The sequence below is a fragment of the Streptomyces sp. CT34 genome (assembly GCF_000805335.1).
Classification (GTDB): domain Bacteria; phylum Actinomycetota; class Actinomycetes; order Streptomycetales; family Streptomycetaceae; genus Streptomyces.
Genome location: NZ_KN708638.1, coordinates 952,344 through 971,831 on the forward strand (window position 1 = coordinate 952,344; position 19,488 = coordinate 971,831).

The following is a 19,488-nucleotide window of genomic DNA, read 5'->3' on the forward strand; positions in this document are numbered from 1 at the left end:
AGCCATCCTAAGGAGCGACCCTCAAGAGAATGGATGAAGAGTTGTTCATTCGTTCCTGTACGGTGGTGAGGGCGCCTGCTCCCGTCTCGTGAAGGGGTTGTTCCGTCATGCCTGTCACCACTCTGGAACGTCCGCCGCGGACCGCGGAGGTCCGTGCGGTGGCCCCGCGGCGTACGCGGGTGTTCGCACTGGCCGAGGCCCGCTGGGCGGCGGTCGCCACCGTGGCGTTCCTGATCGCGCTCTCCTTGCAGCTCACCGGCGCGCCCGGGTGGGCCTGGGGTGCGCTGTACGCCGTGGCGTATCTGACGGGTGGCTGGGAACCGGCCTGGGCGGGGTTGCGGGCCCTCGGGGAGCGGACGCTGGACGTCGATCTGCTCATGATCGTCGCGGCGCTCGGGGCGGCGGCGATCGGCCAGCTGATGGACGGCGCGCTGCTGATCGTCATCTTCGCCACCTCCGGCGCACTGGAGGCGCTGGCCACCGCCCGCACCCAGGACTCGGTACGCGGCCTGCTGGACCTCGCACCCGCCACGGCGACCCGGCTGTCCGACGACGGCGAGGAGCACAGCGTGGCCACCGCCGGCCTCGTCGTGGGCGACACGATCCTGGTGCGACCCGGCGAGCGGGTCGGCGCGGACGGCCGGGTGCTGGCGGGGACGAGCGAGGTGGACCAGGCCACGATCACCGGGGAGCCGCTGCCGGTGGCCAAGGAACCCGGGGACGAGGTGTTCGCCGGCACGCTGAACGGACTGGGCGCGCTGCGGGTCAAGGTCGAGCGGGATGCCGGCGATTCGGTGATCGCGCGGATCGTGGCGATGGTCGCCGAGGCGTCCGGGACCAAGGCACCGACCCAGCTGTTCATCGAGAAGGTCGAGCAGCGGTATTCGGTCGGCCTGGTGGCGGTGACGCTGGCGGTGTTCGCGGTGCCGCTGATGCTGGGGGCGGAGCTGACCGGTGCGCTGCTGCGGGCGATGACGTTCATGATCGTGGCGTCGCCGTGCGCGGTGGTGCTGGCGACCATGCCGCCGCTGCTGTCGGCCATCGCCAACGCCGGTCGGCACGGCGTCCTGGTGAAGTCCGCCGTGGTGATGGAACGGCTCGGCCAGGTGGACGGCGTCGCGCTGGACAAGACTGGGACGCTGACCGAGGGCACGCCCCGGGTCGCCGCGATCCGACTGCCCGCCGGCGGCGGGCGGTCCGAGGAGGCGCTGCTGACCTGGGCCGCCGCGGCCGAGCACCCCAGCGAGCACCCACTGGCCCGCGCGATCGTGAGCGCCGCCCGGTCCCGCGGCTGCGCACTGCCCGCCGCGGAGGAGTTCACCGCCTCCCCCGGTACCGGCGCACGGGCCCGGGTCGACGGCACCTGGACCGAGGTGGGGGCGCCGGCCCGGCTGCTGGCCGAGGACACCCCTATGGCCGACGAAGTGGCCGATATCGTACGGGAGTTGGAGGAGGGCGGGCACACCGCCGTGCTGGTACTGCGGGACGGCGTCCCGGCCGGGGTGCTGGGGATCGCCGACCGGCTGCGGCCGGACGCGGTGGCCACGGTGGCCGCGCTGCGGGAGCTGACCGGGCGGACGCCGATGCTGGTGACCGGGGACAATCGGCGGGCGGCGGCCCGGCTCGCCGAGGAGGCCGGGATCGCGGACGTACGGGCCGGGCTGCTGCCGCAGGACAAGGTCGACGCGGTGCGCGAGGAGGAGCGGGCCGGTCGGAAGGTGCTGGTGGTGGGCGACGGGGTGAACGACGCCCCGGCGCTGGCCGCCGCACACACCGGTGTCGCGATGGGGCGGGCCGGGTCGGATCTGGCGCTGGAGACCGCGGACGCGGTGATCGTACGCGATGAACTGACCACCGTCCCGGCGGTGATGACGCTGTCGCGGGCGGCACGCCGGCTGGTGGTGCAGAACCTCGTCATCGCGTCGGTGTTCATCTCGGGGCTGGTGCTGTGGGACCTGATCGGGCGGCTGCCGCTGCCGCTGGGCGTCCTCGGGCACGAGGGCTCGACGGTGGTCGTGGGGCTCAACGGGCTGCGGCTGCTGCGCGAGGCGGCGTGGCGGCGGGCCGCCGGCCGGACCGCCGGATGAGGCGGCGGCCGGCGGCCGGTACCGCTACCGGGCGTCGAACGGCTCAGGCACGCCCGTCCGCCAGCCGGTCGGTGAGCCAGCGGTGGAACGTGCCGATGTGGTGCTCGCTGGGGACGAGGACTCCCCCGTCGCGGTAGGCGCGGGAGTCCATGGCCGGCTGGGTGCGTTCGCACGCGTCGAAGTCCTGGGCGTTGACCCGGTGGAACAGCTCGACGGACTTGGCGATGTCGGCGCCGGAGTCGATGACCTCGGGCAGGTACAGCCAGTCGCACACGACGGAGGTGCGGTCGGGCGCCACCGGGAACATCCGGTGCAGGATGACGTGGTCGGGGACGAGGTTGATGAAGACCTGCGGGCGGACGGTCACCGCGTAGTAGCGCCGGTCCTGGCTGTCCGCGATGCCGGGCAGCCGGCCGAAGCCGGCACTGCCGTCCACGGTGAACCCCTGCGCCTCCGGCGCGAACTCGGCGCCGTGCCCGACGTAGTACTGGGCGGCGAGGCCGTCCGCGAACTCCGGCAGGACGTCGGTGAGTTCGGGGTGGATGGTGGCGCAGTGGTAGCACTCCATGAAGTTCTCGACGATCAGCTTCCAGTTGGCGCGCACGTCGTAGGTGATGCGCCTGCCCAGGGTCAGGTCCTCGGTGCGGTAGCGGTCGATGGCGGCGGTGTCGCCCAGCCGCTCGACGGCCGCGCCGATCACCGTGTCCTCGAAGGACGGCGGCTCGTCGGCCAGGCACACCCAGGCGTAGCCGAGCCACTCACGCAACGGAAGGGTGGCCAGACCGCGTTCGGTGCGGTCGATGTCCGGCATCTTCTGGAGGTTGGGGGCGGCCACCAGCCGGCCGTCCAGGTCGTAGGTCCAGGCGTGGTAGGGGCATTGGAGGTTGCGGCGGACCTGGCCGGATTCCTCGGTGCACAGCCGGGCACCGCGGTGCCGGCAGACGTTGAGGAAGGCGCGCAGCTCCCCGGCGCGGTTGCGGGTGATCAGTACGCTCTCCCGGCCGATCCGCACGGTGCGGAAGGCGCCCGGCCGCTCCAGGTCGGAGCTGCGGACCGCGCAGCACCACAGCCGCTCGAAGATGAGGTCCTGCTCCTGCCGGAAGATCTCCGGGTCGGTGTAGTAGCGCCCGGCCAGGGTGGCGATCAGGCCGGCGGCGGGCGGGGGTGCGGCACCCTGGCGGGGCTCGGTGGGTGTGGTGGTCAAGGCTGCTCTCCTCAGGCGACCGCGGCGGCGGGGCGACGGGGGTCGAACAGGTCGATGGGGTGCGCGGTGGTGCCGGTCAGTGCGAGGTCGGCGACGATCTCGCCGACGACCGGCACGAACTTGAAGCCATGGCCGGAGAATCCGCAGGCGACGGTGGTGCTCTCCGGATGCGCCGGGTGCCGGGTGATCACGAAGTGCTCGTCCGGGGTGTTGGAGTACATGCAGGTGGCGGCCTTCAGGAGGCGGCCGGGCAGGGTGGGGACGCGGGGGCCGAGCTGGTCGGCCATGGCGCGTACCTCGTGGTCGTACACGGTGCGGTCGATGGTCTCCGGGGTGCACACGGTGCCCTTGCGGAAGAAGGCGACCTTGGCGCCGCCGTCGGGGCCGTCGATGGCGGGGAAGCCGTAGATCTGCACGCCCGCGGCGTCCTCCCAGATGTAGATGGGGTGGCGCTCGGGGACGTAGGGCGCGGTGCCGCCGTCGGGGGCGAACCAGTACATGATGTGCCGCTCGATGGTGAACGGCACCCCGAGGTCGGTGAGCAGCTGGGGTGCCCAGGCTCCCGGGCAGATCACCAACTGGCCCGCGGTGTAGGCGTTCTCGTGGGTGTGGACGCGGACCCCGGCGCCGCCGGGCAGCTCCTCCCAGCGGGTGACCGGCTCCTCGAAGTGCAGGTCGGCGCCGCCCCGGGTGGCGAGCTGGAGGTGGGCGGCGACGGTGTTCTCCGGGCGGAGCAGTCCGGCGCGCGCCTCGTACAACGCGACCTCGTCCCCGTGCGGGGTCAGGGTCGGGAACCGGCGGCGGATCTCCTTGGCGTCGAGCACCTCGTGCGGCAGGTCCCACTGCCGGGCGGAGGCCAGGCTTCCGCCGACCGTGCGGCTGTCGGGGCGGCCGACCATCACCCCGCCGCAGAGGGTGGCGACCTCGCGGCCGGTGTCCCGCTCCAGTCGCTCGTACAGCTCGTACGAGCGCAGCAGCAGCGGGACGTAGGCGGGGTCCTCGAAGTAGGACTGCCGGGTGATCCGCGAACCTCCGTGGCTGGAGCCGCGGTTGTGCACCGGGCCGAACTTCTCCAGGCCCAGTACCCGGGCGCCGCGGGCGGCGAGGTGGTGGGCGGCGGCGCTGCCCATCCCGCCGAGGCCGAGGACGATGACATCGTAGGTGGGAGCCATGCGGTTGCTCCTTCGTCGGGCGGGCGGTCGGTGCGGGTGCGCGCGGGACTACCGGCGGATGCGCGCCATCTCCGGGTCGAACAGCGGCTCCTGGGCCACCGTCGCGGGGATCCGCTGCCCGAAGTACTCGACGTGGACGGCGGTGCCGGGGACCGCGGCGGAGGCCGGCAGCCAGGCGTAGGCGATCCCGCGGCCGAGGGTGTAGCCGTAGCCGGCGGAGGTGACATAGCCGGCCGGGTCGCCCGCCACGTAGACCGGTTCCCTGCCGAGGACGTTGGCCGCGGGGTCGTCGAGGGTGAGGCAGGTGAGCCTGCGGACCGCGGTCCGCTCGCTGTGCCCCTGGAGTGCGGCGCGGCCGAGGAAGTCGCCCTTGGCGGGGCGTACCGCGAAGCCGACCCCGGCCTCGTAGGGGTTGTGTTCGGTGGTCATGTCCTGGCCCCAGGCGCGGTATCCCTTCTCCAGGCGGAGGCTGTCGAAGGCGCTGCGGCCGGCGGCGATCACCCCGTACCGCTGCCCGGCCTCCCACAGCGTGTCCCAGAGGCGGAGTCCCAGGTCGGCCGTGGTGTAGAACTCCCAGCCCAGCTCGCCGACGTAGCTCAGGCGCAGTGCGGTGACCGGGACATGGCCGAGGTGGGTCCGTTTGGCCCGGAAGTAGCCGAACGCCCGGTGCGAGAAGTCGTCGCGGGTCAGCGGCTGGACGAGGTCCCGGGCCAGCGGACCCCAGACGCCGATGCAGCAGGTGCCCGGGGTGATGTCGCGGATCCGGACGCCGTCCGAGGCGTGCCGCAGCAGCCAGTCGAGGTCGGCTGCGCTGTTGGCGCCGACCTGGAAGCGGTCCGGGGCCAGCCGGGCCACGGTGAGGTCGGAGCGGATGCCGCCGGCCTCGTCCAGCAGCAGGGAGTAGGTCACCGCGCCGGGCTTCTTGTTCAGCTGATTGGTCGTCATGTACTGGAGGAAGTCCAGCGCGCCCGGCCCGGTGACCTCCAGCCGCCGCAGCGGGGTCATGTCGTAGAGCGCGACCCGCTCGCGGGTGACGGCGGCCTCGGCGGCGGCGATCGGCGACCAGTAGCGGGCCGACCAGGCGTCCCGCTCGGGGAGCCGAAGCCCCTCGGTGAGCGGGGCGTTGGCCTCGTACCAGTGCGGGCGCTCCCAGCCGCCGGCCTCCAGGAAGTACGCGCCGAGCTGCTGCTGACGGGCGTAGAAGGGGCTGGTGCGCAGGGGGCGGGGCTGTTCCATGGGCTGGAGCGGATGGATGACGTCGTAGACCTCGATGAAGTTCTGGGCGCCGCGGTCCTCGATGTAGGCGGGTGAGCGCTGGGCGTCCTCGAAGCGGTGGAGGTCGCATTCGTGGATGTCGACGGTGGGGCGGCCGTCGGTCATCCACTCGGCGACGGCCCGGGCGACGCCGGCGGAGTGGGTGACCCAGACCGCCTCGGCGAGCCAGAATCCGCGCAGTTCACGCGATTCGCCGAGGACCGGCATCCCGTCGGGGGTGAAGGAGAAGACCCCGTTGAAGCCCTCGGCCACCCGGGATGCGCCCAGCGCGGGGAGCAGGGCGATGCTGTCCTGCCAGCTGGGGGCGAAGTCCTGCTCGGTGAAGGGCAGCGAGGACGGCATGACGGGGGCGTCGTCGAAGGCCGGGACGGTGAACGGGTCGACGGGCATGGGGCGGTGGGCGTAGGAGCCGATGCCGAGTCGGCCCCCGGTGGCATCGAGGTGCTCGCGGAAGTAGAGGTCGCGGTCCTGGAAGCGGAGGATCGGCCTGCCGGCTTCCTCCCCCGAGCTCTGCACCCCTCCCCCACGCTCGGCTGCTCCCCCACGCTCGGCTGCGCTCACGCGGGGGGACCCCCATACGCGGGGGGACCCCCATGCGCGGCGGGGACCCCCATGGGGGTCGTTGTCCGCGGCGAGTTCGGGTAGCGGCTCGGTGGTGGCGTACTGGTGGGCCAGCGGGAGCAGCGGTACCTGCACCCCGGCCATGGCGCCGATCACCGGTCCCCAGAACCCGGCGGCGGAGACGACATGATCGGCGGGGAAGGTGCCGCGGTCGGTGACGACACCGGTGACCCGGCCGTCGGCCCGCTCGATTCCGGTGACGGTGTGCCGCTCCAGGAAGCGGGCGCCGCGTGCGCCGGCGCGGGCCATCTGGGCGCGGCAGGCGAGCAGGGCGCGGGCCAGCCCGTCATCGGGGGTGTGGAACCCGCCGTGGAGCACGCTCTCGTCCAGCATCGGCCACAGCTTCTTGCACTCCTGCGGGCCGAGGAGTTCGCCGCGCACGCCCCACGAGGCGGCGAGCCCGGACTTGCGGTGCAGGTCGGCCCAGCGGGCTTCGGTGGTGGCGACCTCCAGGCCGCCGACGGGGTGGAAGCAGGGCACTCCGTCGACTTCGAGAGAGCCGAACTTGCGGACGGTGTAGGCGGCGAACTCGGTCATGGTCTTGGACGGGTTGGTCTGGAAGACCAGCCCGGGGGCGTGCGAGGTGGAGCCGCCGGGGGCCGGCAGCGGCCCCTGCTCCAGGACGGTGACATCGCGCCAGCCGCGGGCGGTGAGCTCGTCGGCGAGCGAGCAGCCGACGATGCCGGCACCGATGATGACCACACGGGCGCGGGTGGCGCGGGTCGGGCGGGCGGCGGTGGCGGCCGGTGCGGTCGCCGGGGACGATGGGGACATGTCCCTCCTTCGGGGTCGGGCGCTGTCCGGGTGGTACGGCAGGCTCGGTGCCGGTCCGATGGGTCAGGGCCTGTGCGGCGGGGTGCGCCCGCTCGGCGGCGAGGGTGGCGTCCGGGGGGAGTTGTTGCGTACTGCACGACTGGTTGCGCGATGAGAGACATACTGGGAACGCCGTATCGGGCCGTCAAGGGGTGCGCGCCAGCCGTCCGTAAATGAGCCGTTACGCGCGGGCGCCCCCCCGCACCGGACCGCGCCGGCAAAACGCGGGGCCGGGCCGGACATCCCAGCCCCCCCACACACGGATGCGGGGCCGGGTCGCAGACCCCGGCCCCGCATCGCCCCGCCGCACACCGCGCGGCGGCGCCGTTCCATGACGCCCATCCGTCACGCCACCGTCAACTGGCGTATCCCATCCGCCGCGAGAGCTCCTCACCCGCGGCGACGGTGCGCTTGACCACCTCCGGCAACCGCTGCTCGTCCAGCCGGTAGGCGGGCACCGACACACTGATCGCGCCGATCACCGAACCGTCGTGCGCCCGCACCGGGGCGGCGACCGCCCGCAGGCCCAGCTCCAACTCCTCGACCGCCACCGCGAAGCCCCGCTCAACCACCTGCGCCAGCTGGCCGCGCAGCTCCCCGGCCGAGGTCACGGTCCGCTCGGTGAGCCGGGGCAACTTCCGTGCCAGTACGGCCTCCTGGACCGGCTCGGGCTGATAGGCGAGCAGCGCCTTGCCGCTGGACGTGGCGTGCAGCGGGGTACGGCGGCCCAGCCAGTTCTGCGCGGTGACCGACGCCGGGCCGCGGGCCTGCATGATGTTCACCGCGGCATCGCTCTCCAGCACCGCGATATTGACCGTCTCCCCCAGCTCATCGGCCAGCAGGCGGCAGATCGCCGCGCCTTCCTGGGAGATGTCCAGGCGTACCGCCGCCGCGCCGGCCAGCCGCAACACCCCTGCGCCGAGGTAGTACTTGCCGCGCTCCTGCTCCTGGGCGACCAGTCCGCGGTTCTCCAGCACCCCGAGCAGCCGGAACGCGGTGGACTTGTGCACGTCCAGCTCCTCGGCGATCTCGGTCACCCCGGCCTCGCCCAACCGGGCCAGTATCTCCAGTACGGTCACCGCCCGGTCCACCGACTGCACGGCACCGGCCGCCCCGCGCGACGGCTTCCCGTGCGCCGTCGCGTCCGCCCTCCCCTGCCGTTTCGCGCGGGCTCTGCCGCGCCGCTTGCCGTCCGGCCGTTCCTCCGCCCGCGCCTCCGCCTTTTCCGTCTCCGTCATAGGTCCGATGTCACCACCCAGTCCGCTGCCACCGTCCAGCGGCCCGATCCCGGGCCGGCTTTTCCGGGGACCGCTTGACGCACCGGCCCCCCGTCGGGATTCTGTTGCGCATAACGCTGCGTCGTGCGCATCGCGAAACTCGACGATACCGAACAGCAAGAGGGGGGCCCATTGATTCCCGTCCGCCACCTCGATGACCTGCCCCTGGGCGAGTCCGTACGCATCGACACCGCACCTCCGATCGCCGTCCTGAACGCCGACGGAGAGCTGTACGCCATCGACGACACCTGCACCCACCAGGACGCCTCGCTCACCGACGGCTGGGTGGAGGGGTGTCTGGTCGAATGCCCGCTCCACGCCGCTTCATTCGATCGACGCACCGGAGCGCCCGCGCGGCGCCGCGCCCGCCGGGCCGTCCGCACCCGCCCCGTGACCGTCGCGAACGGGACGGTCCACGTCCACCACACCGTCGAGGAGGGCACCGCCGCATGAAGTCGGTCACCGTCATCGGGGCCTCACTGGCCGGACTCCACGCCGCCCGCGCGCTGCGCTCCCAGGGGTACGACGGCCGCCTGACGATCGTCGGGGACGAGCACCACCGCCCCTACGACCGCCCGCCGCTCTCCAAGGGCTTCCTCACCGGAACCACCGGCCAGGACCAACTCGCCCTGGCCGACGCCGAGGAGACCGCCGAGCTGGACGCGGAGTGGCTGCTCGGCACCCGCGCCACCCGACTCGACACCGGCAGCCGCACCGTCCACCTCGACACCGGACGCACCCTCACCACCGACGGCGTCGTGCTTGCCACCGGCGCCACCCCCCGCCGGCTCCCCGGCCCCGGCTCGCCCCCCCCCGGAACCCCCACCCTGCGCACCCTCGAAGACGCCCGAGCCCTGCGCCGCGACCTCGCCCGCGGCGGCTCCGCCCGAGTCACCGTCATCGGCGGCGGTTTCCTCGGCGCCGAGGTCGCCTCGTCCTGCGCCGCGCTCGGCCACGACGTCACCGTCGTCGAGGCCGCCACACTCCCCCTCATCCCCCAACTGGGCCACGACATGGCCGAGTTGTGTGCCCGGCTGCCCGCAGACCACGGCGTCACGCTGCTCACCGGCACCGGCGTGGCACGACTGCACAGCGCCGGCGCCGACGACCGGGTCACCGCCGTGGAACTGGCCGACGGCCGCCTGCTGCCGGCCGATGTGGTCGTCGTCGGCATCGGCGTCCGCCCCGCCACCGACTGGCTGGCGGACTCCGGGCTCCCCCTCGGCAACGGCGTACGCTGCGACGCCGGCTGCGTCACCCCGATCCCCGCCGTCGTCGCCGTCGGCGATGTCGCCAACGTCGACGGCATCCGCGCCGAACACTGGACCAACGCCACCGAACAGCCCGCCACCGCCGTCCGCAACCTCCTCGCCGGCCACACCGCCGCCGCCCACCGCGCCCTGCCCTACTTCTGGTCGGACCAGTACGGCGTACGCCTCCAGTTCGCCGGCCGCCGGCTGCCCGGCGACACCCCGCGCATCCTCGAAGGCTCCCCGGACGACCGCAGCCTCCTCGCCGGCTACGAGCGCGACGGCCGCACCACCGCGGTGCTCGCCCTCAACCGCCCCCGCCCGTTCCTGCGTCTGCGCCGCGAACTCGCCCGCGCCGCACAGCCCACGTCGGCCTGACCCGCCGCGCACCGGCACCCCTGCCGCCCGGTCGTTCTCGGCTCACGTCGCCGCCACAGACCGGCGACCGCCCGCCCGTCACACGACGTGTCCCCTGCTCTTCCCCGCACCGCCGCCGTCCTGCCCCTTGGTTCCCAGGTGGGCGCGCTCGCGGATGACCGCCTCCACGGCGTCCGGATCGTCCGGCGTGATGAACGGCCGGACATAGCCGCCGAGGTCGAGACCGAGCGCGGTGGACTTCCGCATCCGGCCCGGGTCCAGGCTCGCCCAGTACCGCGGGCTCGCGGTGCCCCAGATGCGCCCCTGCCCGGTCATCGGACCCATCTCGACCCGGCGCAGCGACCGGATCGCGGTGTAGGGGATGGTCTTGGTGCCCCAGGGGAAGTAGTAGCCGCGGATCCGCACCGCGTCGGGTGTGCAGGCGATCCAGCGGTCGTGGTACGTGGTGCCGGTCATGAGTGGTTGTCCTCTCTCGGGACGTTGCCGGTCCCCCGGGACCGGGGCGAGCCGCCGGGGCGCTCGCCGTGGTGAGTGTCCGGCCCGGTCTGCGGGCGGCGGCCGGTCAGCTGCCGCCCGCGCCGCGCGGCTCCATGCGGAAGTCGAACGCGGCAACTCCAGGATCGAACGCCGTCACACCGCCATCAACCGTCAGCGCCGCTCCGTTCACGTAGGAGGCGGCGGGCGAGAGCAGCCAGCAGATCGCCTCGGCGATCTCCTCGGGCTCGGCGGGCCGCCCGGCGGGGTTGAGCCGGGTCGCCTCCGCGTAGGCCGCGTCGACCCCGCCGGTCAGCTGCGCCTCCTGCGCGAACCGCGCCATCCGCCGGTCGGCCATCTCCGTCCGCACCCAGGTCGGGCACACGGAGTTGGCGCGCAGCCCGCGCTGTCCGTAGTCGACGGCGAGCGATCGGCACAGCTGGAGCAGCGCCGCCTTGGACGTGGCATACGCGGCGTTGCCCACGCCGTTGCGCAGCGCGGCGACGGAGGCGACCGCGACCACCGAGCCGCGCGCGGCCAGCAGATGCGGCAGCGCGGCCCGCAGCAGCAGGAACGGACCGGTGAGATTGATCCGGATGACGTCCTCCCAGTCCTCGATCGCCATGTCGCCGACCGCGCCGCCGCGTCCGATACCGGCGTTGAGGACCAGGCCGTCGAGCCGCCCGTATGCCGTCACGGCCGTCTCGACGAGGTCGCCGAGCGCCTCCGGGTCGGCGGCGTCCGAGGGGTGGGCCAGCGCTCCGGTCTCCTTCGCGAGGCGCTCCAGCGGCTCCGGCCGCCGACCGGAGATCACGACCTGGTGCCCGGCCGTCCGCAGCTGTCGCGCGGTGGCCGCGCCGATGCCCGTTCCCCCGCCCGTCACGATGACAACTCGCTGTTCGGCCATGCTCGTTCACCTCCGAAGGTGGTCGGCTTTCGGCTCTGCGATCATACGGAGGGTGAGGACAGCGGGGACACGACGGGGGTACCGGATCCGGCCGGGCCACGCCCCGCGGCAGAGAGGCGGATTCCGCACCGTGACCGCGCACGCTCCCGCCGCACCGCACGGGCCCCGGCACACCCGTCGCGCCGACGCGTCCGCCCGGGCAGTCCGGTGATCCGCATCCACTTCACGGCCGCCGACTTCGCGCGGGTCCGCTTCGCGCCCCGGCCGGCCCCGCTCCAGGAGCTCAACCTGGCCCTCGGCATGCTGTGCCGCCGCGACGACCCGCTGCTCCTCGGCCGCTGGCGGCAGCGGATGCTGCGCTCCCTGCCGCGGTCCGCCGAGCCGCTGGCCGACCTCGTCCCCGGCTTCCGGCCCCCGGTCTTCCTCGACGAGTTCAGCGACAGCCTGCACGACGGGCTGGACTCCGTACGGGCCACCCGCCCGACCCTCGTCCGCTCCGAAATGGAGCGGGTCTACGCCCTGCACGGCTCCCCGGCCCCCAGCTGGGTCCGCGCCCTGCACGAGGGGGACGCCGGGGCCTGGCACACCCTCCGCCGGGCCCAGCACTCCGCCTTCGACACGGTGCTGGGCCCCGTCTGGCCGCTGGTCCAGGACCTGCACCGGGCGGAGTTCACCCGGCACGCCCTGACGGTCGCCGAACACGGCCTCGCCGGCGCGCTCGCCGACCTCCTTCCGGGCGCGCAACTCCACGGAAGCACCTGGGAGTTGCCGGCACCCGTGGACCGCGAGACGGCGCTGGGCGGGCGCGGCCTGGTCCTCGTCCCCACCTTCCACTGGACCGGCCACCCCGTCCTCGCCGACCTCCCGGACCACCCCCTGTATCTGACGTACCCGGCCGGTCCTGGCCTGCCGCTCCCGCCGGCCGTCGCCGGCACCTCCGACGACGCGCTCGCCGGCGTCCTCGGGCGCACCCGGGCCGATGTCCTGCTGCTGCTCGCCGAGGAGCTCACCACCAGCGCACTCGCCCGGCGGCTGCGGGTCAGCAACGCCACCGCCTCCGCCCACGCCGCCGCCCTGCGCGCCGCGGGCCTGATCACCACGGCCCGGGCCGGCCGGGCGGTGCTGCACCGCCGTACGGCGCTGGGCACCCTGCTGGTGCGGCAGCGCTCCGGCACCCGCGACCGGGCCCCCGCTCTCCCGGCGGCCGGCCCGGAATCCCGATAGCTACCCGAGGTCGGGGACGGCCGGCCCCCGGCGGCCCCGCGCCGCCGGCGGAGTGACGTTCCGGCCGATGCGGGACGAGGCGACCGGCCGCCCGTGCTCCTCGATCAGCAACCCGTTGGCCCGGCCCGGGAACGCGGTCTGGGGGATACCGGTCACCACCAGCGGATAGACGACGCCGGTGAGCGCGGTGAACAGCAGCAGCATGCGCAGCGCCGCCAGGTGGTGGCGGGCCAGACGGGCCAGGGGGCCGAACATCGCAATCACGTTCCTTCTGCCGTGACGGTCTTTCGGTGGAGTCCGGGAATGAACTGGATCGGCAGGCCGATGACCTTGATGCCGAGGAACGGCACGACGAGTGCGCCGAGACCGTACCGCCGGATGTCGCCGCTGACGCGGGCGGCGGAGGCCGACCGGTAGCGGACGCCGCGCGACGCCGGCGCGATCGGCGCGACGATGGTCAGGCCGCTGACGACGATCGCCACGGAGATCGCCGAGGCCGGGCCGTGCGGGCCCATGACGTTGAGGTGGCGCGGGCCGGGAGGGGCTCCGGCGAACATCGCCGGGATGGCGAAGCCGCTGATCAGGGTCGCGGCGACGGCGATGCCCAGCGGACCGAACGACAGGGCGAGCGCGACCACCAGGGCGATGATCCGGAGCCGGCCCACGAGGGTGTCGTTCATCCCCGAACGGGTCAGAACTTGTCGGGGAAGATCAGGCAGAGCACGAGGTAGACGATCAGCCCCCCGGCGACGATCAGCCCGACGATGTTCTCGATACTCACGGCCGGCCCACCCCCTTGGCGAGCAGGCCGATGACGGCGAAGACGGCATAGACGGCGATGGTCAGGGTGACGAACGCGAGATCCTGCATGCTCGCTGACGCTAGCGCCCGGTATGTCCGACTCCGGTGGACACGCCGCAGCCATCCGGGTCTCCCGCCGGGCGGAGCGCACCGTCAAAGGGGAGGCCACGACGAGCCGGCCACACGGCCGGCGGACCCCCGTGCCGCGGGCCGAGGACCGGGGGCCTGGCGACCACCCCGTGACGCACCCCGCCCCACCGGAGAGCGGCCCTGCACGCACCTCCGTGACAGCCGGACCGGTGCCGGACCGGCCGGGCCGCGGGACCGGCGCGCCCTGGCGAAGTGGCTCGGGGACGCCGCGGCGACCCCTGATACGCCCGACGTCGGCACGGCACACCGGACAGCGCCGTCCGGTGCGCGCCCAGGGAGCCGCCATGAGCGGCAGGACGACCAACCGGCCGTTCGGGCCCGGCCCGACGGCTCCCCGGGCCGGGCCGGCTACGCCTCAGCGAACGGCCGCGACATTGGTGGCCTTTGCGCCGTGCACGTCGTAGATGACCCGCTGACCGACATCGGTGGTCTGCGTCTCCATGCCCGAGAACGGCAGCCGGTCGCCATGCTCGTCGGCGATGATGCCCACACAGTCGCTCTTGTTGAACAGGACGATCGTTCCCTGCGGCATCGTTTCCTCCGTGGACGGACAGTTCGCCGCGGCGGGCCTTCCCCGCCGACTCCGGTGGGTAGGGAACCTATTACGCATGGTGCCGGACGGAAGAGGGCCTTGGCGTGTCGGCCACAAACTGACCGAAAGTCAGCACCTGGAAGCTCCTGGCCTGCTGCCCTGCCGCCCACGCCGAAGCGGTGCGGGCGGCAGGACCTCACCAGCCCCAACAGCCATGAGCCGGCTGCGAGTTACGAACTCCGCACCTCGGGGGCCGGGGACGCTGCCGTGGACGCGGCGGCCGATGCCGTGGGTTCACCGGGGCCGGTGGGCTCGCCGGACCGGTACGCCTCCCTCGTGTGCTGGTACGCCCACAGGTCCCGGAACAGCCCTGGTTGCGCGACGAGTTCGGGGAACGTGCCCTCCTGGACGACGCTCCCCTTGTCCAGGACGACGATGCGGTCCGCCACCGCCACGTTCGTGAGCCGGTGCGTGATGAGGACGACCGCACGCGTGGCGGCCACCTCGCGCAGACCGGCGAAGATGCGGTGCTCGCCGAGCGGATCGAGGGCCGACGTCGGTTCGTCCAGCACGAGCAGCCCGGCCGGGCGGTGGAAGGCGCGGGTGAGCGCGATGCGCTGCCACTGCCCGCCCGACAGCTCCTGTCCGCCCAGCCAGTCGCGCGCCAGCACCGTGTCCAACCCCGAGCGGAGTTCGGTCACCACCTCGTCCGCGCCCGACCGCGCACATGCGGCATGGATGTCGGCGTCACCTCCCGCGGTGGGCCGGCCCAGCGTGATGTTCTCCCGGGCGGTCAGCGGCCAGCGGGCGTAATCCTGCGGCACCAGCGCCACCTGCGACCACATGGCGTGCGGATCGAGGTCGGCGGTCGGAACACCGTCCCAGGTGACCGAGCCGGTGGCGGGCAGGTACAGGCCGCTCAGCAGCTTGGCCAGGGTGGTCTTCCCGCTGCCGTTGTAGCCGACCAGCGCGACGACCTCCCCGCGCCGCAGAGTCAAACAGACACCGCGCAAAGCGTCGTTCGCCGCCTCCTCGTACCGGAAGACGAGATCCCGGACGCGGATCTCCCGCGGCGGTGCGGGGTCGCCGGACCCGCGCCGCATCCGGTAACCACCGGCCTCCTTCAGGAATTCCGACCAGTCGTCCATGTAGAGGCCCGTCCGCATGATGCGGGCGCCGCCGACGACCAGTCCGCGCAGCGCCGTGCCGACCGTCTGCAGCGCGAAGACCGCGGTGCCGGCGTGCCCGACGCTCATCCGGCCGGTGGCCAGCAGCCACACCACCGCCGCCCAGACGGCGCTCGACGCCAACCCGCCGCAGACCGCGCCGAGTACCGACATCCGCGCTCCGGTGTTCGCCGCCTGCCGGTCGGCGCGGTTGATGCGCTCGGTGATGTGGCGGTACCGCCCGATCAGGAAGCCGGCCATGGTGCCGGCCCGGATCTGGTCGGCGGCGTACCGGTCGCACACGTGCCAACGCAGAATCGACAGCAGCCGGTAGTCGCCGCTCGCCCGCAGCCGGGCCAGATAGCGCACCCGTGCCGCGCCGATCTGCGCCAGGGCCTGCGGGAAGCTGGCCAGCACCAGCAGCGGGAGGAGTGCCGGGTGCAGCGCGGTCAGCACGCTCGCGCCGGCGACGAGGGAGGCGAGCGAGGCGATCAGATCCTGCCCGTCGCTCACCAGGTCCTGGACGATCTCGGCACCCCGGTCCGCCGCTTCCTTGCGATGCGTGAAGCCCGGCGCATCGTAGGCGGACAACTCCACCTCGGTGACCGCCTCCAGCAGCCTGAGTTCGGCCTCCCGGGACATCTGCGGTCCCAACCGTGAGGACAGCCAGGCCACCGAGATACCCAGCAGAGCCCGGACAGCGGCGGCAACCGCCAGCAGCACCAGCGAAGACCAAGCGCCCAGCAACCGCCCGTAGATGTCCCCACCGGACAGCAGCGCCCCGATCGTCCCGCTGACCGCCAGCAGTCCCAACGCCTGCATCGCCCCGGAACCGGCCTGGCAGATCAGCAGCCCCAGCGCGGCCCAGCGGTCGATACTCCATGCCAACGCGATGGACCGGCGCACCAATTGCGGGAGCCGGCGCGCCATATCGACCAGCCGGATCTGCCGCCCGGCCCGCTCCCGGCTCCCGGTCCGATCGACAAACTGCAACTCCTCGCTGATCTCCCCCTTGAGCTCCCCCTTGCTCTCGTCCTTCTTGGACTCCTGCTTCTTGGACTCCTCCTCACCGATGCCGGGCGGCTCCTCACCGGACGGAACACGGCGTTTCCCCATTGACCGGGGTTCCTCCGCCGACTGCGCTTTCTCCACTGCCTGCTGTTTCTCCCGCGACGCACTGCGAATACGCAATCTCACCAATGTTCTTGCTCTCCTTCTCCCTCAACCGCTTCCTCCGCTCCCGCCGCCGGACGTCAACAACACGCCGGAATCGAGGCGTCGGGCAACGGGTCTTCGAACGAAGCACGACGGCGCACCGGGTTCAGCAAGGGGTGCACGATTCCTGCGGCAGGGCGCGTGATGGGTACAAGTGCCCTAAAGAACGGCCAGGTTCAGTCCCCGTAACGGGTAATCCAGGGGCAGACAGTGCACGCATGTTCTAGATACGCAGGGAACTCAGGCGAGGACCGGCCTCCACGCCCCCGCCACACTCGAACAGCTCGTGTCACTCTTTCGAGGCATTGCCATGGTCGGGCTTCGAGGCAGTGGTACCCCTCCCGCTCCACGCTCCAGACGTGGGAGAAACCCCCAGGCAAGGCAGCACACCGGGGGTTTCGGATATGCGTGATGCTCGTTTTCTCACGCGCCCACGGCGCCCGAGATCAACGCTTCTTGGTCTTGCGCCGCTGCGGCCGGTTCCACTCGCCACGGTGCAACTGGCAGCGCGAATAGCCGATCATTGCCGGATTCCGGCACGGCCGACCGGTCGTCGTCCTGGTCGAACCGCACTTGACCTGATACGCCATCTACCCTCCCTTCGGGCACTGTTGCCGCCATGCGTTGAGTAAAGCGTGACCGGACGGAGTCGAGCAGGGTGCCCAATTCCACGGGGATGGCCGATTGCTCCTCCATACCGTCCGAATTCCTCGGTCTTTTCCGGCACTTACGGGGCAGGGGATGCCCGGCATTCCGCTGGTGCGCCTGTGCCGGCACGCCCGCCGCAGGCAACGTGCGCCATGCCCCCGGTGTGTCCGCATCGAGCGCAGCGGTGCGCACAGCGTCCACCACGCGGGCCACGGGTTCGGGAAGGGGTTGCGGGAGCCGGGCGAGGAACCGGCGGCGCTGCCCTTGAGGGTCACCGCGGACGGGCCCTCGACGAGCAGGGGCCAGCCCTCGCGGAGCCGCGACCGGTGCAGGTGCAAATCCGTGGATCCGGCGGGCTCGCCGTTGATTCGGCCGCCTCAGGAGGCAGCGCCGCCCCGCCGGACGTCCAGTATGCGAGTGAGCGGTGCGGTCGCCTGCGGAGCGCCGTAGTGGAAGAACCGGAAGAGCGAGGCGTCGAAGCTTCAACCGGTCGGCAGCGCCCGGCCGGCGGACGCCGCCACCCGCCGCCCCGGAGCCAGCACACAGCGCACCCTGCTCACCTCCTCCCCCATGACCTCCGCGACCGCCTCCACCGGGTGGCCGAGAACCTCGTGCAGCACGAACACGTCGTAGGCCACGGCTGTATGACGGCCGTTCAGCCCGGCTGGCCGGCCGTTGCGGAGTCGGGCGGTCCCCCGGTTACGTATCCGCGTGCGGAAGAGCGTCCAGGCGTACGCGGCGGGGTTCGGCCGCCGGACGATGTCGGCCCAGCGGATCACCACCTCCCCCACCGCCTCACCCAGGACGCGGGAGGCGGCCGGCTCGTCCACATGGGCCAGGGTGTAGCCGCGATAGCGCTCGAAGTGCAGGGCGTAGAAGGCTTCGAAGGCGGGCGGCAGGGTGATCACCGGGCCCGGGACGGCCCGTCCGGCGAGGGGGCCGGGCCGGGCCGCGGCGGCGACCGGCAGAAGGGAACGGGAGGGTGCTGCGGCCATGCGAATCCCCTTGGCTGGTGTGCGGGCGGGTGCCGGTGTCATCCGAAGGCCTCGGCACGCGGGGTGTGACGTTCGGGCACCAACCCGCATTCGGTTGGGGCGAGTTGGGCCATCCGGGCGTGGTCCCACAGCGGGCGGATGTCGTCCGGGCGGCCGTGCAGCACACCGACGATCCTGCCGACGGTCTCCCAGTCGGGGACGAGGGACCCGTGCAGCAGGCCGGTGATCTCGCGCTCGGTGACGATGTTGCCGCTGGAGACGCGGATCTGCACGAGGTCGGGGCAGGCCGCCGACAAGTACAGCCCGCGGAGGGCCGCGTGGAGGCTGCCGGCCCGTGCGAGCCGGCGGCCGTGCGCGGCGTCCCAGAGGGGGCGAATGGCTTCCGGATCTCCGCCGCAGGCGTGCACCATGCGTCGGGTGACCTTCCAGCTGGGGCTGCGCTCGCCCGACAGGATGCGGGAGATGTACGAGGCGCTCACCCGTGCTTCGCCGCCCAGGGCCTTGAGGGTCTTGTCACTGGTGCGCTGGAGGTGGGAGAGAGCCGAGGCCAGCGCTCTGACGGAGTCCTGGCCGGGTGGCCCGTTGTCCGGACCGGCCGCTCCCCCGGCACCCGCGCCTCCCCCCGAGTACGACCGCCGCTGCCCGGAATGACGCACACCCCCGGTACACCGCCCCTCCCCGTCAACTCCCGTACGGCTGCCGGGTGTTAATGCGGCATGCCGCCCGGAGGGCATCGACGGGTCGGTACGGGCGAAGGCCGGGGGCGGATCCGTACGGGCCGGGAACGGCGGTGGCGGCCCGGCGGGACGGCGGTCGCGGCGCTTGGCCATCCTGCGGATGACGCACTCCGCCGAATACGTCCGGCCGACCTTGTCCACCGTCATGCTCAGCGCCTTGGCGATGGCGGGGCCCTTGTAGCCGCGGTCGCGCGCCTGCTGGACCACCGCGGCCGTCACATCGTTGACCTCACTGGAGAGCGTGACGACTTGGCGGAGCCCGGCGAGGGCCTCTCCGGCGTATATCTGCTCGCGCAGTACGGCAACGCGGACGGCCAGGTCGTCGACGACATGGCGGGCGTCCTCGTCATGGGCTTTGGTGTCCGGGATGCGCTGCGAGCTGCGGATCTTGCGGACGGCCCGGCCGCACGCCTCGCTGCAGTACTTCCGGCGCCGCCCGGGACCGGTCCCGCTCGCCACTTGGTTGGGACAACCGGGTTTGGCACAGGAAACGAATCCGGGGTCCTTAGGGGTCATGACATGTCATCCTTCTGGGCGAAGTGCTACCGGCAACTCAACCAAG

Annotated in this window: 18 protein-coding genes; 4 read left to right on the forward strand and 14 right to left on the reverse strand. The window is 72.8% G+C overall.

The genetic code is table 11. The features are described 5' to 3' along the window. Positions 1 to 107 precede the first annotated feature (107 nt). Complete coding sequence (locus RZ84_RS04290) at positions 108 to 2,087, forward strand: heavy metal translocating P-type ATPase (RefSeq protein ID WP_043263151.1); 1,980 nt, start codon at positions 108 to 110, stop codon at positions 2,085 to 2,087. A 43-nt stretch (positions 2,088 to 2,130) separates the two neighbouring features. Here the strand turns inward: RZ84_RS04290 and RZ84_RS04295 are convergent, their stop codons facing one another. The 4 genes from RZ84_RS04295 to RZ84_RS04310 all read right to left on the reverse strand — a co-directional run bounded on the left by RZ84_RS04295 (position 2,131) and on the right by RZ84_RS04310 (position 8,410). Further along, on the reverse strand, positions 2,131 to 3,291 hold the full coding sequence (locus RZ84_RS04295) for an aromatic ring-hydroxylating oxygenase subunit alpha (protein ID WP_043263152.1): 1,161 nt from the start codon (positions 3,289 to 3,291) through the stop codon (positions 2,131 to 2,133). 11 nt (positions 3,292 to 3,302) lie between these two features. Further along, positions 3,303 to 4,463 carry an N-methyl-L-tryptophan oxidase gene (solA, locus tag RZ84_RS04300; protein WP_043263153.1) on the reverse strand — a complete coding sequence of 387 codons (1,161 nt, stop codon included), beginning with the start codon at positions 4,461 to 4,463 and terminating at the stop codon, positions 3,303 to 3,305. A gap of 48 nt (positions 4,464 to 4,511) precedes the next feature. Next, positions 4,512 to 7,133: a GcvT family protein gene (locus RZ84_RS04305; protein ID WP_052229774.1), complete on the reverse strand. Its 2,622-nt coding sequence runs from the start codon at positions 7,131 to 7,133 to the stop codon at positions 4,512 to 4,514. 395 nt (positions 7,134 to 7,528) lie between these two features. Continuing rightward, complete coding sequence (locus tag RZ84_RS04310; RefSeq protein WP_078893569.1) at positions 7,529 to 8,410, reverse strand: IclR family transcriptional regulator; 882 nt, start codon at positions 8,408 to 8,410, stop codon at positions 7,529 to 7,531. 171 nt (positions 8,411 to 8,581) lie between these two features. On the opposite strand from RZ84_RS04310, the gene RZ84_RS04315 reads away from it, so the two are divergent. Together RZ84_RS04315 and RZ84_RS04320 are read left to right on the forward strand one after the other, a co-directional pair. Continuing rightward, positions 8,582 to 8,902, forward strand: coding sequence for a bifunctional 3-phenylpropionate/cinnamic acid dioxygenase ferredoxin subunit (locus RZ84_RS04315; RefSeq protein WP_043263154.1), 321 nt, complete (start codon positions 8,582 to 8,584; stop codon positions 8,900 to 8,902). Further along, the gene (locus RZ84_RS04320) at positions 8,899 to 10,077 is read left to right on the forward strand and encodes an NAD(P)/FAD-dependent oxidoreductase (protein ID WP_043263155.1); all 1,179 of its coding nucleotides are present in this window, start codon (positions 8,899 to 8,901) and stop codon (positions 10,075 to 10,077) included. Before RZ84_RS04315 ends, RZ84_RS04320 begins: the two co-directional genes overlap by 4 nt. 78 nt (positions 10,078 to 10,155) lie before the next feature. Here RZ84_RS04320 and RZ84_RS04325 read toward each other — a convergent pair whose 3' ends face one another. Together RZ84_RS04325 and RZ84_RS04330 are read right to left on the reverse strand one after the other, a co-directional pair. After that, positions 10,156 to 10,533, reverse strand: a complete 378-nt coding sequence (locus RZ84_RS04325; protein ID WP_052229775.1) for a PH domain-containing protein — start codon at positions 10,531 to 10,533, stop codon at positions 10,156 to 10,158. 106 nt (positions 10,534 to 10,639) lie between these two features. Further along, positions 10,640 to 11,458, reverse strand: coding sequence for an SDR family NAD(P)-dependent oxidoreductase (locus tag RZ84_RS04330; protein WP_043263156.1), 819 nt, complete (start codon positions 11,456 to 11,458; stop codon positions 10,640 to 10,642). Between the two features lie 207 nt (positions 11,459 to 11,665). Between RZ84_RS04330 and RZ84_RS04335 the strand changes: the two genes are divergently transcribed. Then, the gene (locus RZ84_RS04335; RefSeq protein WP_052229776.1) at positions 11,666 to 12,682 is read left to right on the forward strand and encodes a helix-turn-helix domain-containing protein; all 1,017 of its coding nucleotides are present in this window, start codon (positions 11,666 to 11,668) and stop codon (positions 12,680 to 12,682) included. Here RZ84_RS04335 and RZ84_RS04340 read toward each other — a convergent pair whose 3' ends face one another. The 8 genes from RZ84_RS04340 to RZ84_RS40560 all read right to left on the reverse strand — a co-directional run bounded on the left by RZ84_RS04340 (position 12,683) and on the right by RZ84_RS40560 (position 19,442). Beyond that, positions 12,683 to 12,937 (reverse strand): potassium-transporting ATPase subunit C, encoded by a 255-nt coding sequence (locus RZ84_RS04340; protein WP_052229777.1) that lies wholly within the window; start codon positions 12,935 to 12,937, stop codon positions 12,683 to 12,685. It abuts the gene before it with no gap. Between the two features lie 5 nt (positions 12,938 to 12,942). Beyond that, positions 12,943 to 13,362 (reverse strand): hypothetical protein, encoded by a 420-nt coding sequence (locus RZ84_RS04345; RefSeq protein WP_043263157.1) that lies wholly within the window; start codon positions 13,360 to 13,362, stop codon positions 12,943 to 12,945. 11 nt (positions 13,363 to 13,373) lie between these two features. Further along, entirely contained in the window at positions 13,374 to 13,463 is a 90-nt protein-coding gene (gene kdpF, locus RZ84_RS35485; protein ID WP_043263158.1) for a K(+)-transporting ATPase subunit F, read from the reverse strand. A gap of 525 nt (positions 13,464 to 13,988) precedes the next feature. Further along, entirely contained in the window at positions 13,989 to 14,165 is a 177-nt protein-coding gene (locus tag RZ84_RS39520; protein WP_198539935.1) for a hypothetical protein, read from the reverse strand. A gap of 230 nt (positions 14,166 to 14,395) precedes the next feature. After that, positions 14,396 to 16,324, reverse strand: coding sequence for an ABC transporter ATP-binding protein (locus tag RZ84_RS04355; protein ID WP_078894549.1), 1,929 nt, complete (start codon positions 16,322 to 16,324; stop codon positions 14,396 to 14,398). 645 nt (positions 16,325 to 16,969) lie between these two features. Then, complete coding sequence (locus RZ84_RS38760) at positions 16,970 to 17,242, reverse strand: hypothetical protein (protein WP_157878763.1); 273 nt, start codon at positions 17,240 to 17,242, stop codon at positions 16,970 to 16,972. 434 nt (positions 17,243 to 17,676) lie between these two features. Continuing rightward, entirely contained in the window at positions 17,677 to 18,189 is a 513-nt protein-coding gene (locus RZ84_RS04360; RefSeq protein WP_043263159.1) for a hypothetical protein, read from the reverse strand. Positions 18,190 to 18,227: 38 nt separating this feature from the next. Continuing rightward, on the reverse strand, positions 18,228 to 19,442 hold the full coding sequence (locus RZ84_RS40560; RefSeq protein ID WP_078893570.1) for a helix-turn-helix domain-containing protein: 1,215 nt from the start codon (positions 19,440 to 19,442) through the stop codon (positions 18,228 to 18,230). Positions 19,443 to 19,488: the final 46 nt, after the last annotated feature.

What these genes read in the sequence shown, in the direction of transcription:
- RZ84_RS04290 (WP_043263151.1), top strand. Translation starts at nt 108, where the DNA reads ATGCCTGTCACCACTCTGGAACGTCCGCCGCGGACCGCGGAGGTCCGT.
- solA (WP_043263153.1), bottom strand. Translation starts at nt 4,463, where the DNA reads ATGGCTCCCACCTACGATGTCATCGTCCTCGGCCTCGGCGGGATGGGC.
- RZ84_RS04305 (WP_052229774.1), bottom strand. Translation starts at nt 7,133, where the DNA reads ATGTCCCCATCGTCCCCGGCGACCGCACCGGCCGCCACCGCCGCCCGC.
- RZ84_RS04310 (WP_078893569.1), bottom strand. Translation starts at nt 8,410, where the DNA reads ATGACGGAGACGGAAAAGGCGGAGGCGCGGGCGGAGGAACGGCCGGAC.
- RZ84_RS04320 (WP_043263155.1), top strand. Translation starts at nt 8,899, where the DNA reads ATGAAGTCGGTCACCGTCATCGGGGCCTCACTGGCCGGACTCCACGCC.
- RZ84_RS04325 (WP_052229775.1), bottom strand. Translation starts at nt 10,533, where the DNA reads ATGACCGGCACCACGTACCACGACCGCTGGATCGCCTGCACACCCGAC.
- RZ84_RS04330 (WP_043263156.1), bottom strand. Translation starts at nt 11,458, where the DNA reads ATGGCCGAACAGCGAGTTGTCATCGTGACGGGCGGGGGAACGGGCATC.
- RZ84_RS04340 (WP_052229777.1), bottom strand. Translation starts at nt 12,937, where the DNA reads ATGTTCGGCCCCCTGGCCCGTCTGGCCCGCCACCACCTGGCGGCGCTG.
- RZ84_RS04345 (WP_043263157.1), bottom strand. Translation starts at nt 13,362, where the DNA reads ATGAACGACACCCTCGTGGGCCGGCTCCGGATCATCGCCCTGGTGGTC.
- RZ84_RS39520 (WP_198539935.1), bottom strand. Translation starts at nt 14,165, where the DNA reads ATGCCGCAGGGAACGATCGTCCTGTTCAACAAGAGCGACTGTGTGGGC.
- RZ84_RS38760 (WP_157878763.1), bottom strand. Translation starts at nt 17,242, where the DNA reads ATGGAGGAGCAATCGGCCATCCCCGTGGAATTGGGCACCCTGCTCGAC.
- RZ84_RS04360 (WP_043263159.1), bottom strand. Translation starts at nt 18,189, where the DNA reads ATGGCCGCAGCACCCTCCCGTTCCCTTCTGCCGGTCGCCGCCGCGGCC.
- RZ84_RS40560 (WP_078893570.1), bottom strand. Translation starts at nt 19,442, where the DNA reads ATGACCCCTAAGGACCCCGGATTCGTTTCCTGTGCCAAACCCGGTTGT.